The organism is Acidovorax sp. GW823-FHT01C06 (assembly GCF_058798375.1).
Genome location: NZ_JBXAKN010000002.1, coordinates 125,776 through 138,584, shown reverse-complemented (window position 1 = coordinate 138,584; position 12,809 = coordinate 125,776). Strand labels below are relative to the sequence as shown.

The 12,809-nt window shown below is 69.6% G+C and carries 10 protein-coding genes; 8 read left to right on the top strand and 2 right to left on the bottom strand.

The features are described from left to right. Nucleotides 1–317 precede the first annotated feature (317 nt). The 4 genes from AC1RCS_RS06165 (at nt 318) to eno (ending at nt 4,969) form a co-directional block, all read left to right on the top strand. On the top strand, nt 318–1,022 hold the full coding sequence (locus AC1RCS_RS06165) for an acid phosphatase (protein WP_218340205.1): 705 nt from the start codon (nt 318–320) through the stop codon (nt 1,020–1,022). A gap of 149 nt (nt 1,023–1,171) precedes the next feature. After that, entirely contained in the window at nt 1,172–2,134 is a 963-nt protein-coding gene (locus tag AC1RCS_RS06160; protein WP_369642911.1) for a porin, read from the top strand. 79 nt (nt 2,135–2,213) lie between these two features. Next, on the top strand, nt 2,214–3,671 hold the full coding sequence (gene pyk, locus AC1RCS_RS06155; protein WP_492244065.1) for a pyruvate kinase: 1,458 nt from the start codon (nt 2,214–2,216) through the stop codon (nt 3,669–3,671). A gap of 5 nt (nt 3,672–3,676) precedes the next feature. Then, the gene (eno, locus tag AC1RCS_RS06150) at nt 3,677–4,969 is read left to right on the top strand and encodes a phosphopyruvate hydratase (RefSeq protein ID WP_218340208.1); all 1,293 of its coding nucleotides are present in this window, start codon (nt 3,677–3,679) and stop codon (nt 4,967–4,969) included. A 49-nt stretch (nt 4,970–5,018) separates the two neighbouring features. On the opposite strand, the gene AC1RCS_RS06145 is transcribed toward eno, so the two are convergent. Further along, nucleotides 5,019–5,483 (bottom strand): RidA family protein, encoded by a 465-nt coding sequence (locus AC1RCS_RS06145; RefSeq protein ID WP_218295435.1) that lies wholly within the window; start codon nt 5,481–5,483, stop codon nt 5,019–5,021. Between the two features lie 156 nt (nt 5,484–5,639). On the opposite strand from AC1RCS_RS06145, the gene AC1RCS_RS06140 reads away from it, so the two are divergent. The 3 genes from AC1RCS_RS06140 (at nt 5,640) to AC1RCS_RS06130 (ending at nt 10,778) form a co-directional block, all read left to right on the top strand. Further along, nucleotides 5,640–8,189 (top strand): DNA internalization-related competence protein ComEC/Rec2, encoded by a 2,550-nt coding sequence (locus tag AC1RCS_RS06140; RefSeq protein ID WP_492244064.1) that lies wholly within the window; start codon nt 5,640–5,642, stop codon nt 8,187–8,189. A gap of 116 nt (nt 8,190–8,305) precedes the next feature. Continuing rightward, the gene (locus AC1RCS_RS06135) at nt 8,306–9,817 is read left to right on the top strand and encodes a circularly permuted type 2 ATP-grasp protein (RefSeq protein ID WP_218295433.1); all 1,512 of its coding nucleotides are present in this window, start codon (nt 8,306–8,308) and stop codon (nt 9,815–9,817) included. A gap of 1 nt (nt 9,818) precedes the next feature. Continuing rightward, nucleotides 9,819–10,778, top strand: coding sequence for an alpha-E domain-containing protein (locus AC1RCS_RS06130; protein WP_492244063.1), 960 nt, complete (start codon nt 9,819–9,821; stop codon nt 10,776–10,778). Between the two features lie 54 nt (nt 10,779–10,832). Here AC1RCS_RS06130 and AC1RCS_RS06125 read toward each other — a convergent pair whose 3' ends face one another. After that, nucleotides 10,833–11,795: a LysR family transcriptional regulator gene (locus tag AC1RCS_RS06125; RefSeq protein ID WP_492244062.1), complete on the bottom strand. Its 963-nt coding sequence runs from the start codon at nt 11,793–11,795 to the stop codon at nt 10,833–10,835. An 82-nt stretch (nt 11,796–11,877) separates the two neighbouring features. Here AC1RCS_RS06125 and AC1RCS_RS06120 point away from each other — a divergent pair, with 82 nt between their 5' ends. Next, nucleotides 11,878–12,801: a carbon-nitrogen hydrolase family protein gene (locus tag AC1RCS_RS06120; protein ID WP_492244061.1), complete on the top strand. Its 924-nt coding sequence runs from the start codon at nt 11,878–11,880 to the stop codon at nt 12,799–12,801. Nucleotides 12,802–12,809 lie beyond the last annotated feature (8 nt).

The window sequence follows — 12,809 nt, the reverse complement described above, 5'->3', positions numbered from 1 at the left end:
GGGTGAATGCTCCGCCAAAACCGGCAAGTGCGTCCAATCAGACTTTGTGATGCGCATCATCAAGCCGTGCATGCGCCTGGTGGTGCCGGGCGGCGGGCCTGCCGGGGGATATCCGGGAAAGTCCCAGGCCGGCGCGCCCTGCCGGGGGGGGCGCCACAGGCGCGTTGCCTCCCGCGAGGCCACGCTGATCCTGGGCATCAGAAATGGTGATTGGATTCCCGCCAGCGCATTCCGTAGGCTTCGCCCGGCTCGATATGGCACGGGCCCCACGGCCTGCCACCGCATCGGCGTATCCATACCTACCACTGGAGACATCCATGAAGATGAACAAGCTATTGCTCAGCGTCTGCTTTTCGCTGCTGGCACTGACTGGCAACGCTGCCCTGGCCAAGGGCGAGGCGCCTGCTGTCTACCTCGATGCCGCGCAACTCGATTCCACCCGCTTCATGGCGCCGCCCCCACCCGCGGAGGTGGCGGGCAAGGAGATCGAGCTGATGCTCGAACTGCAGCGATTGCGGACACCCGAACAGGCGGCCAGGTCGGTGGCCGATCTGGAGCAGAGCGTGTTCCGGTTTGCCGATGTCATGGGCCCCAAGTTCACGGAGCAGGGCCTGCCCCTGGTCGCTGCCTTCTTCAAGCGGCTGTACAAGACCGAGAGCGGCTTCAACAAGCAAGGCAAGGAGCTCTGGAAGCGCGAACGTCCGCCCGTGGTGGACAAGCGCCTGCAACCGGTGGCCAAGTACTCGCACAGCGGCTCGTATCCGAGCGGCCATGCCGCCTTCGGTTTCCTGACCGGCATGGCGCTGGCGGACATGGTGCCCGAGTGGCGTCCGCAGATCCTGGCGCGCGCCAGGGAGTTTGGCGACAACCGGGTGCTGGGCGGGGTGCACTACCCCAGCGACGTGGAGGCCGGCAGGCAACTGGCCGTGCTGATCGCCGCATTGGCGCCGCAAAACCCCAGCTACCGCGCCGACTTCGAGGCCGCGAAGGCTGAACTGCGCCGGGTGCTCGAACTGCCCTGAGCGCCGGCCGCCCACATCGCCGCCGCTGCGATCCCCGCAGCGTCCCCCCCCGCCACACCGCGCCACCACCGCCGTCGATCTGCATGCACACCGCATGCAGTGGCGCAGCGCGCCCGGCGTGGCTTCACAAGACCCCAAGGATTTCCACCATGCACAGCAACATCCACAAGTCGCTCCTCCTCGCCGCCGCGCTCGGTGCCACCGCCGTGCCCGCGCAGGCCCAGTCCTCCAACCTCACGCTGTCCGGCAAGCTGGACCTCGGGATCGGCAAGAACATCGGCGCCACGTCCAGTGAAATGCTGGACGGGGCGGGCAGCCGCCTGGCCTTTCGCGGCCAGGAGGACCTGGGCGGGGGCTGGCACGCCGCCTTCGGGCTGGAGCACCGTTTCTCGCCGGACACGGGCCAACCCGCCAATCCGAACATCTTCTGGCAGGGCTACTCGACCCTGGGCATCGGGCACGCCGCCTGGGGCACGGTCAACCTGGGCCGCCAGTACACCGCCGCCTACTCCACGGTGCAGAACGTGATCGATCCCTGGGGCGGCGACACCGTGGCCCAGCTGCGCACCGCATGGCGTGGCGGCATCTCGAAGACCCGTGTCTCCGACTCCGTGCGCTATGACTTGCGGCGCAAGGACCTGCACATCGCGGTCTCGTCCGCCGAGGCCCAGCAGGAGGCTTCCAACGCGGGGCCCCGCCGTCCGTTCTCGGTCGGGGCCAACACCCACGTCGGCCCGGTGCTGCTGGCCATCGGCTGGGAAGACCCCGCCCATGCGGACGACCACCTGCTGAGCCTGGGCGCGGCCTACAAGGTCGGCCAGGCCCGGCTGGCCCTCGGCCTGGCCCGGGGCGTGACCACCCGCAATGACGACTTCAAGTCCATGCTGCTGGGCGTGACCTACGGGGTGGGGGTGGGTGAAATCAAGGCCGGCTTCGTCACTGCCAAGACGCGCAAGCCGGATGGTTCGCTGCGTTCGGAAGCCCGCAAGTTCGGCATCGGCTACTTCCACCACCTGTCCAGGCGGACCTTCCTTTACACCAACGTGGCCCGCGACAGCAAGGCGGCCACGGAGAAGCTCGGCTACGACGTCGGTCTCCAGCACAACTTCTGAGCGTCAAGGGCCGGCACTGCCCGCAAGGGCGCTGCCGGCCAGCCGCCGCATTCCGCAACCCTTCCAGGAAGCTTCACCCATGACCACGCTTGCCGTCTACCCCTTGAGCGGGGCCGCCGCCTCGCGCCGCGACCGCCGCGCCAAGATCGTCGCCACCCTGGGCCCCTCCAGTTCCGACGCCGCCACGATCCGGGCCCTGTTCGACGCCGGGGCCGATGTGTTCCGCCTGAACTTCAGCCACGGAAGCCATGCCCAGCACCGCGCCAGCCTGGAGATGATCCGGCGGATCGAACAGGAGCGTGGCCGGCCGATCGCCATCCTGCAGGATCTGCAGGGCCCCAAGCTGCGCATCGGCACTTTTGCCGATGGTCCGGTCGAGCTGCGGGCCGGTGCGCGCTTCAGGCTCGACCTGGAAGACCGCCCCGGGGACGCCAGCCGGGCGCCACTGCCGCACCCCGAGATCTTCGCGGCCCTGGTCGCCGGTACGGACCTGCTGCTCGACGACGGCAAGCTGCGGCTGCGCGTGACGGCCTGCGGCCCCGGGTTCGCGGACACCGTGGTCATGGCGGGCGGGACCCTGTCCGAGCGCAAGGGGGTCAACGTGCCCTCGGTGCTGCTGCCGATCTCGGCGCTCACGCCCAAGGACCGGGCCGACCTGGCGTTTGGCCTGTCGCTGGGGGTGGATTGGGTGGCGCTGTCCTTCGTCCAGCGCCCCGAGGACCTGGACGAAGTCCATGCCATCGTGCAAGGGCGCGCCGGTGTGCTGGCCAAGCTGGAGAAACCGGCGGGGATCGACGCCCTGGACGCGATCATCGCGCGGGCCGACGCGATCATGGTCGCGCGCGGCGACATGGGGGTGGAGCTGCCGGCAGAGCAGGTGCCGCGCATCCAGAAGCGCATCGTCGGCGCCTGCCGTGCCGCCGGCAAGCCGGTCATCGTCGCCACGCAGATGCTGGATTCCATGGTCCATGCGCCGGTGCCGACACGCGCCGAGGCCTCCGATGTGGCGACGGCCGTCTACGAGGGCAGCGATGCCGTCATGCTGTCGGCCGAGTCGGCCTCTGGCCGCTACCCGCGCGAGGCGGTCGCGATGATGGGCCGCATCATCCGCGAGGTGGAGTCCGATCCGCACTACCGCGAGATCGTGGAAGCCTCGTCGCGCGCGCTGGGCGACAGCGTGGCCGATGTCATTTGCCAATGCCTGCGCACGGCGGCGGCACTGCTGCCCATGGCCGCCATCGTGACCTACTCGCGCTCAGGGGCGACGGCGCTGCGTGCGGCGCGGGAGCGGCCGGCCGCTGCCGTGCTGAGCATCACCCCGGACATGCACATCGCCCGCCGCCTGGCGCTGGCCTGGGGCATCCACTCGGTCCATGCCGATGCGCCGGTCAGCGGCGTGCCCGAGCTCGTCGAGCAGGCCCGCCGCGTGGCGCGCCAGGAGGGCATTGCCCGGGACGGTGACCAGCTGTGCATCGCCGCCGGTACGCCCTTCGGCGTCGTGGGCAGCACCAACTTCATCCACATCGCAAAGGCTTGAGCACCATGACAGCCATCAAGGACATTCACGGCATCGAGATCCTGGACTCCCGGGGCCACCCCACGGTGGCGGCCACGGTCGTGCTCCAGGACGGCAGCAGCGGCTTTGCGGCCGTGCCTTCCGGGGCCTCCACCGGGTCGCGCGAGGCGGTCGAGCTGCGCGACAGGGACATGCGGCGCTATGGCGGAAGGGGTGTCGCCCTGGCGGTGTCGCATGTCAATGGCGAACTGCGCCAGGCGTTGCGTGGCATGGACGCCAGCGACCAGGGGGCGCTGGACCGGCACATGATCGCGCTGGATGGCAGTGCGGACAAATCACGCCTGGGTGCCAATGCGATCCTGGCGGTTTCGCTGGCGGCCGCCAAGGCCCGGGCCGCGCAGCGCAAGCAGCCGCTGTACCGCGCGCTCGCCACTGGCGGCGTGGCGCCCCAGCTGCCGGTGCCGATGATGAACATCATCAATGGCGGGGCGCATGCCGACAACAACGTGGACATCCAGGAGTTCATGATCCTGCCCGTGCAGGCGCCCAGCTTCAAGGAGGCCTTGCGCCAGGGCGCCGAGGTGTTCCATGCGCTCAGGAGCCTGCTCAAGGCACAGGGCAGGACCACCGCGGTGGGCGACGAGGGCGGCTTCGCGCCCGACCTGCCCTCCAACGCCGCCGCGCTGGACATGATCCTGGCGGCCATCGAAACGACCGGGCTGCGCGCGGGCAAGGACATCTGGCTCGGCCTGGACGTCGCCAGTTCCGAGCTTTTGCACGAGGGCCGCTACGAGCTGGCTGGGGAGCACAAGGCCTACACGCCGGCCGAGTTCGTCGACTACCTGGCGCAACTGGTCGCGCACTACCCCATCCTGTCCATCGAGGATGGCCTGGCCGAGAGCGACTGGGAGGGCTGGGCGCTGCTCACGCGCAGGCTCGGCCAGCATGTTCAGCTGGTGGGCGACGACCTGTTCGTCACCAACACCGCGATCCTGGAGCGCGGCATTTCCGACGGCGCGGCCAACGCCATCCTCATCAAGCCCAACCAGATCGGCACCCTCAGCGAGACGCTGGCCGCCATCGACATGGCGGCGCGCGCCGGGTTCTCGGCCGTCGTGTCGCACCGCTCGGGAGAAACCGAAGACGTCACGATCGCAGACCTGGCCGTTGCCACCCGCGCGCGCCAGATCAAGACCGGCTCGCTGTGCCGTTCCGACCGCGTCGCCAAGTACAACCGCCTGCTGGCGATCGAGGAAGAGCTGGGCAGCGCGGGTGTCTATGCGGGCGCCGGGGCTTTCCCCGTGCCGGTTCGGCCTTGACCGCGAAGCGCCTGCACGCAGGGGCGCTTCGCCCACTGTCCGCCGGGGCTCAGCCCTGTCCCAGTTCGGCGATCAACTCGATTTCCACGCAGGCACCCATGGGGATCTGCGCCACGCCGAAGGCGCTGCGTGCATGGACGCCGTTTTCGCCAAAGACCTGGCCCAGCAGCTCGCTGGCGCCGTTGGTCACCAGATGCTGTTCGGTGTAGTCGCCCGTGGAGTTCACCAGGCTCATCAGCTTGACGATGCGCCGCACGCGGGTGAGGTCGCCGCCGCAGGCCGCCTGCAGGGTGCCCAGCAGGTCGATGGCCACCGCGCGGGCAGCCTGCTTGCCTTCGTCGGTGCCGATGTCGCGGCCGAACTGCGCCACCCAGGGCTTGCCGTCCTTGCGCGCGATGTGGCCGCTCAGGAACACGAGATTGCCCGTCTGCACGTAGGGCACGTAGGCGGCCGCGGGCACCGACACGGGGGGCAGGGTGATGTTGAGTTCCTTCAGCTTGTCGTAAACGCTCATGGTCTTCCTCGGTATGAAGTCAGTGAAAGGGATGGTGGGACGGCCGGTGCGGCGCTGCCGGCCATGCTGGCGGCACCGGGGGTGGCCGCGAGTGTTACACAGCCCGGTGCGCGGAATCCAGCGGCAGCGGCCCTGGCGCCGCATTAGCATCAGCCCATGCCCGCCATAAGCACCACTAATGCGATTGCGCCAGCCCCTGCGGGCACGGTTGGCGCGGGCGCCGCGGCCCCCGTGCCCTGGCTGGTGCCCGCATTGTTGCTGGGGGCGGTATCGGGTGCTGCGCTGCAGTTGCAGCAGCCCGCGCTGTGGCCCGCGGCCGCCTATGCGGCGCTGCTGGTGGTGGCATGCGCGCTGGGGTGGTGCGCGCGCGTGGTCCACGGGCGCCCTCGTGCGGCGGCGGGGCGCGGGGCCCGCGCGGCGGCCACCGTGCTCGCGCTGTGCGCCGGCGCGCTGGCGATGTTCGCGGGGGCCGGGCTGCGGGCCGTGGACTACATGGAAGAAGGCCTGGCGCCCGCGCTGGAAGGGCAGGACATCCGTGTCACCGGCGTGGTGGCCGCCATGCCGCAGGCCAACGAGGCCGGAACCCGGCTGCGCATGGACGTGCAGGCCGCGCGCCTGAACGGCTCCCCCGTGGCCCTGCCCACGCGCATCGAAGTGGCCTGGTACGGGGGGCCGTTCCTTGATCCCGGCGGAGCGGTGGACCTGCAGCGCCAGCCGCCCGCCTTGAAGGCGGGTGACCGCTGGGCGCTGACGGTGCGGCTGAAGGCTCCGCACGGGCTGCGCAACCCGCACGGGTTTGACTACGAACTGTGGATGTGGGAGCAGGGGGTGCAGGCCACGGGATATGTGCGCGCGGGCCCCAGGGATGAGCCTCCGGTGCATCTGCAATCGACCTGGCGGCATCCCGTGGAGCGGCTGCGGCAATCCGTGCGCGACGCGATCCTGGACCGCCTGGCCCGCGACGTGCACGGCGACGACCCCGCCCGCGCACGCATCGCGGGCGTGGTGGCGGCTTTGGTGACGGGTGACCAGCGTGCCATCGACCGTGCCGACTGGGACGTGTTCCGCGCCACGGGCGTCGCGCACCTCATGAGCATTTCGGGCCTTCACATCACGCTGTTCGCATGGCTGGCCGCGCTGGCGGTGGGGGCGTTGTGGCGAAGGTCCACGCGGCTGTGCCTGGCGGTGCCCGCGCCGTCCGCCGCGCTGGCCGCCGGGGTGGCGCTGGCCGCGGCGTACGCCGTTTTCAGCGGCTGGGGCGTGCCTGCGCAACGCACGGTGACCATGCTGGGCGCCATCGCCCTGCTGCAGCTGTGCGGCCGCCGCTGGCCGTGGCCGCAGGTGTGGCTGCTGGCGTGCGCGGCCGTGGTGGTGGCGGACCCCTGGGCGCTCGCGCAGGCAGGCTTCTGGCTCAGCTTTGTCGCCGTGGGTATCTTGTTTGCTACTAATTCAGTAGCTGATGGCGCTTATCCATCCAGCGCCAGGCAGCGTTTTCATGCCTTGGTGCGCGAGCAGTGGGTGGTGACGCTGGCCCTCACGCCCCTGACCCTGCTGCTGTTCGGCCAGGTGTCCGTGGTGGGCTTTGCCGCCAATTTGGTGGCGATTCCCTGGGTCACCCTGGTGGTCACTCCGCTGGCACTGGGCGGGGTGCTGTGGCCGCCGCTCTGGAGCCTGGCCGCCTTCGGCCTGCAGCCGCTGGCGGTACTGCTGCAATGGCTGGCGCAGTGGCCCTGGGCCGTGCTCCACATGCCCGCGGCGCCGCTGTGGGCCGGCGTGCTGGCCGTGGCCGGGGGTGCGCTTGTGGCCGCGAGGTTGCCCTGGCGTCTGCGGTGGCTGGCCCTTCCGCTGCTGTGGCCCGCGCTGTGCTGGCAGCCCGCGCGGCCGGCGGCGGGACAGTTCGAATTGCTGGCGGCGGACATCGGCCAGGGCAATGCGGTGCTGGTGCGCACCGCGACCCACACCCTGCTGTACGACGCAGGGCCGCGTTTCAGCCGCGAAAGCGACGCGGGCCACCGCGTGCTGGTGCCGCTGCTGCGGGCGCTGGGCGAGCGCGTGAACGTGCTCATGCTCAGCCACCGCGATGCCGACCACACGGGCGGCGCGGCGGCGGTGCTGGCCCAGCAGCCGGGGGCCGAACTCACTGGTTCGATCGAGGCTGAGCACACGCTGCAGGCACTGCGCCCCGTCAGGCCCTGCGTGGCGGGCCAGCGGTGGACATGGGATGGCGTGTCTTTCGAGGTGCTGCACCCGGGGGCACAAGACGCCGCCGCGCCCACCGCCCGGCCCAACGCGCTCAGTTGCACGCTGCGCATCGCGGCCGCCGCAGAAAAAGGGGAAACGGGCTCCGTCGCGCTGCTGGCCGGTGACATCGAGGCCGCCCAGGAGCAGGCCCTGCTGGCGCGGGGCGCCGCGGTGCAGGCCGACGTGCTGCTCGTGCCCCACCACGGGAGCAAGACCTCGTCCTCGCCGGCGTTTCTGGAGGCCGTGGCACCGCGCACTGCTTTGGTGCAGGCGGGCTACCGCAACCGCTTTGGCCACCCTGCGGCCGAGGTGCTGCAGCGCTACCGGGAGCGGGGGATCCGCGTGGTGGAGTCGTCCCGCTGCGGGGCTGCCGCGTGGTCGTCGGCGCAACCCGCGCGGGTGGCGTGTGAACGCGACGTCGGCGCGCGGTACTGGCAGCATCGCATGGCACCGTGGCCGGAGTGATCTGCGGGCGCGGCGGGCCCGCCGGCCTGCCGATGCACGGGGCCCCGGAAAGATTTTGAGCTGGTTCGGGGAGTGCGGGCGTACAACTTGCTATCCTGACAGCAGGAGGCCAGTTCATGCAGAAATTTGACGAGATGTACGCCATGCTGCCTTTCGATGGCAGCGATGTGCGGGAACACTACAAGCGCTATGCGCAGTGGTTGAACAAACAGCCCCCTGACGTGATGCAGGCCCGCCGGGCCGAGGCCGAGATGATCTTCCGGCGCGTGGGCATCACCTTTGCCGTCTACGGCGCCAAGGATGAGGGCGGGGCGGGCAACGAGCGGCTGATCCCGTTCGACCTGATTCCCCGCATCATCCCGGCCCACGAGTGGAGCAGCATGCAGCAGGGGCTGGTGCAGCGGGTCACGGCCCTCAACCGCTTCATCCACGACGTGTACCACGGCCAGGACATCATCCGCGCCGGCATCGTGCCCGCCGATCTCATCCTCAACAATGCCCAGTACCGGCCGGAGATGGCCGGCGTGCAGGTGCCCAAGAACATCTACGCGCACATCGCCGGCATCGATATCGTGCGCGCCCCCAATGCACAGGGCGAGGGCGAGTACTACGTGCTGGAGGACAACCTGCGCGTGCCCAGCGGCGTGAGCTACATGCTCGAGAACCGCAAGATGATGATGCGGCTCTTCCCCGAGCTGTTCAGCCTGCACAAGGTGGCGCCGGTGGCGCATTACCCCGACATGCTGCTGGAGACCCTGCGCGCCAGCGCGCCCGCCACGGCCGACGAGCCCACGGTGGTGGTCCTGACACCCGGCATGCACAACAGCGCGTACTTCGAGCATGCCTTCCTGGCCCAGCAGATGGGGGTGGAGCTGGTCGAAGGACAGGACCTCGTGGTCAAGGACAAGTTCGTCTACATGCGCACCACGCGCGGCCTGCAGCGGGTGGACGTGATCTACCGCCGCGTGGACGACGACTTCCTCGACCCGCAGGTGTTCCGCCGCAACTCCACGCTGGGCTGCCACGGCCTCATGGAGGCGTACCGCGCCGGCAATGTCGGCATCTGCAATGCGGTGGGCACGGGCGTGGCCGACGACAAGTCGGTCTACCCCTACGTGCCCGAGATGATCCGCTTCTACCTGGGCCAGGAGCCCATCCTGAAGAATGTGCCCACCTGGATGTGCCGCAAGCAGGACGACCTGCAGCACGTGCTGGCGAACCTGAAGGACCTGGTGGTCAAGGAAGTGCACGGCGCGGGCGGCTACGGCATGCTCATCGGCCCGGCGGCCACGCAGGCCGAGATCGAGGACTTCCGCCGCGCGCTGCTGGCCAACCCGGCAGGCTACATCGCGCAGCCCACGCTTAGCCTGTCCAGCTGCCCCACCTACGTGGAGAGCGGCATCGCGCCGCGCCACATCGACCTGCGCCCCTTCGTGCTCAGCGGCCGCGAGGTGCAGATGGTGGCGGGGGGGCTCACGCGCGTCGCGCTGCAGGAGGGTTCGCTGGTGGTGAATTCCTCGCAGGGCGGCGGGACAAAGGACACCTGGGTGCTGGGGGAGCACACCGCCGCGCCGGCGCTGCAGTCGCAATCCATGGGCGGCATGACGCAATCACAGGGAGGATTCTGAAATGCTGAGCCGCACCGCCGACCATCTGTTCTGGATGTCCAGGTACACCGAAAGGGCGGAAAACACCGCCCGCATGCTCAACGTGAGCTACGAAACCTCGCTGCTGCCCCAGTCCGCCGACGTGGCGCAGGAAGGCTGGGAAGGGCTGCTGTCCATCAGCGAGCTGATCCCGGCCTATGCCGCCAAGCATGGCAAGGTCACGCCGCAGTGCGTGCTCGAGTTCATGGTGCGCGACGGCGACAACCCCTCGTCCATCCTCTCGTGCCTGCGTGCCGCCCGCGAAAATGCGCGGGCCGTGCGTGGCGCCCTCACCACCGAGGTGTGGGAGACGCAGAACCAGACCTGGCTGGAACTGCACCGCCAGCTCGAAGGCAGCGCCTTCGAACGGGATCCGGGGCAGTTCTTCGAATGGGTGAAGTACCGCTCGCACCTGTCGCGCGGCGTGGTGCTGGGCACCATGCTGCAGGACGAGGCTTTTCATTTCCTGCGCATGGGCACCTTCCTGGAGCGGGCGGACAACACCGCGCGCCTGCTGGACGTGAAGTTCCATGCGGTGAAGAACGACTTCTTCGGCCGGGCCAGCGAGCGCAACCAGGAGAACGACTTCTACCATTGGAGCGCCATCCTGCGCAGCGTCTCGGCCTTCGAGGTCTACCGCAAGGTCTACCGCGACGTGATCACCCCCGGCCGCGTGGCCGACCTGCTGATCCTGCGCCGCGACATGCCCCGCTCGCTGCACGCCTGCCTGCGCGAAGTGGTGGACAACCTGGGCGTCGTGGCCAATCAGCAGTCGGCTGAAACGCAGCGCCGCGCGGGCCGCCTGCTGGCCGACCTGCAATATGGCCGCATCGACGAAATCCTGTCGACAGGGCTGCACGCGTTCCTCACGCAGTTCCTTGACCGGGTCAACGACCTGGGAGGGGGCATCAGCCGCGACTTCCTGGTGACCACGGGCGACTGAGCCGGCGCGGTACCGAAAGAAACCCCGCACGGCAGGCGGGCGCAGGCTGGGGGCTCAGGCCCCCGTGGCAGCAGATCCCTGGGGCCACTGCTGCGCCACGATGGTGCGGACATGCGCCACCGCCGAATCGCGGAGCGCATCGGTGCGCCAGCCGAGCTCGATGGCATAGCGCGGCATGGCGATCGGGCAGGGCAGAACCTGCAGGCCGGTCATCCGCGCGATCGCCTGGGCCGCATGCGCGGGCAGCGTGGCGACCGCGCGGGTTCCCGCCAGCAGGTAGGGCAGGGCGGCGAAATGCGTGGTGGATGCAATCACACGGCGCTTGTGGCCCGTGGCGGCCAGCACCTCGTCCACCACGCCGATGAAGCCGCCCGACGAGATGAGCACATGCTCGCGGTGCACGTAGTCCTCCACGCTCAGGCCGGGCGGGGCTGCGCCGCCGCGCCGCTTGCCCGCCCTGGCGACGGGGCCCGGCGCCACTGCGTCGATGAGGCAGGCGTACCCCCCTTCGCCCAGCGCCTGGTGGCTGAGCCAGCGTGTGGCGAATCCGCCGGCCGTGATCGCCAGGTCGATCTCGCGCGCCATGAGCATCTCGGCCACGATCTGGCTGTGCGTCTGCCGAAAGGCCAGGCGCAGGCCGGGCGCGTGCTGCGCCACGGCCCTCACCAGCGCCTGGCCCATCGCGATCTCGAAATCATCCGACATGCCGATCACCACGGACCGCACCTGATAGCGCGTCTGGGGCGTGGAGCCCAGGGCGAGGCTCTCCCTGCATTTGTTCAGCGCTTCGCTGATCACGGGCTTGAGCTCCTGCGCGCGCAGCGTGGGCGCCAGGCCACGGCCAGTGCGGGTGAACAGCGGGTCGCCATATACATGGCGCAGCCGTGCCAGCGCCGCGCTCACGGCCGACTGGGTCACGCCCAGCCGCAGCGCCGCGCGCGTGGCCCCACCTTCCTCGTGCAAGGCCTCGAAGACGCGCAGGCCGTTGAGATCAAATCCGATATCAATATTATTCATATCACTAAGCAACGGTGGCGGATTGATTCATCTTAGGGCTTTGGCAACACTGGGGGACCTCTTTCTCCCAAGGACTTCCACCATGCCCCTCACGACCGTTGCCGCCCTGCAGATCGGCTCTTCCCCCGCGGGTACCGCGCAGACGCTGGCCGATGTGCTCGCCCACGAGGCCGATATCCAGGCATCGGGCGTGCGGCTGGTGGTCATGCCCGAGGCCCTGCTGGGCGGCTACCCCAAGGGCGAGATCTTTGGCACGCGCCTGGGCTATCGCCTGCCGGAAGGGCGTGAGGCCTTCGCCCGGTACCACGCCAGCGCCATCGACGTGCCAGGGCCCGAGACGCAGGCACTGGCCGGCCTGTCGGCACGCACCGGCGCCACGCTCGTGCTCGGCGTGATCGAGCGCGCGGGCAGCACGCTGTACTGCACTGCCCTGTACTTCGACCCGGTGGAGGGGCTGGTGGCCAGGCACCGCAAGCTGATGCCCACCGGCACCGAGCGGCTGATATGGGGCATGGGAGATGGCTCCACCCTGCCGGTCGTCGAATCGGCCGCGGGCCGCGTGGGCGGCGTGATCTGCTGGGAGAACCACATGCCGCTGCTGCGCACCGCCATGTACGCGCAGGGTGTGCAGATCTGGTGCGCGCCCACGGTGGACGAACGCGACATCTGGCAGTGCTCCATGCGCCACATCGCGCACGAGGGGCGCTGCTTCGTGATCAGCGCCTGCCAGGTGCAGCCGTCGCCGCGCGAGCTGGGGGTGGAGGCGCCGGGGTGGGAGCCGGATCGGCCGCTCATCCGCGGCAACAGCGTGATCGTCGGGCCGCTGGGCGACGTGCTGGCGGGTCCGCTGCAGGGCCGGACAGGCTTGCTCACCGCGCAGATCGATGTGGAGGAGCTGGTGCGCGCGCGCTATGACTTCGATGTGGTCGGCCACTATGCACGGCCGGATATCTTCAATCTGCAGGTCGACCGCCGCGCCAGGCACACCGTGGCGTTCACCGACTGAGCGCGCGG

What these genes read in the sequence shown, in the direction of transcription:
- AC1RCS_RS06165 (WP_218340205.1), top strand. Translation starts at nt 318, where the DNA reads ATGAAGATGAACAAGCTATTGCTCAGCGTCTGCTTTTCGCTGCTGGCA.
- AC1RCS_RS06160 (WP_369642911.1), top strand. Translation starts at nt 1,172, where the DNA reads ATGCACAGCAACATCCACAAGTCGCTCCTCCTCGCCGCCGCGCTCGGT.
- pyk (WP_492244065.1), top strand. Translation starts at nt 2,214, where the DNA reads ATGACCACGCTTGCCGTCTACCCCTTGAGCGGGGCCGCCGCCTCGCGC.
- eno (WP_218340208.1), top strand. Translation starts at nt 3,677, where the DNA reads ATGACAGCCATCAAGGACATTCACGGCATCGAGATCCTGGACTCCCGG.
- AC1RCS_RS06145 (WP_218295435.1), bottom strand. Translation starts at nt 5,483, where the DNA reads ATGAGCGTTTACGACAAGCTGAAGGAACTCAACATCACCCTGCCCCCC.
- AC1RCS_RS06140 (WP_492244064.1), top strand. Translation starts at nt 5,640, where the DNA reads ATGCCCGCCATAAGCACCACTAATGCGATTGCGCCAGCCCCTGCGGGC.
- AC1RCS_RS06135 (WP_218295433.1), top strand. Translation starts at nt 8,306, where the DNA reads ATGCAGAAATTTGACGAGATGTACGCCATGCTGCCTTTCGATGGCAGC.
- AC1RCS_RS06130 (WP_492244063.1), top strand. Translation starts at nt 9,819, where the DNA reads ATGCTGAGCCGCACCGCCGACCATCTGTTCTGGATGTCCAGGTACACC.
- AC1RCS_RS06125 (WP_492244062.1), bottom strand. Translation starts at nt 11,795, where the DNA reads ATGAATAATATTGATATCGGATTTGATCTCAACGGCCTGCGCGTCTTC.
- AC1RCS_RS06120 (WP_492244061.1), top strand. Translation starts at nt 11,878, where the DNA reads ATGCCCCTCACGACCGTTGCCGCCCTGCAGATCGGCTCTTCCCCCGCG.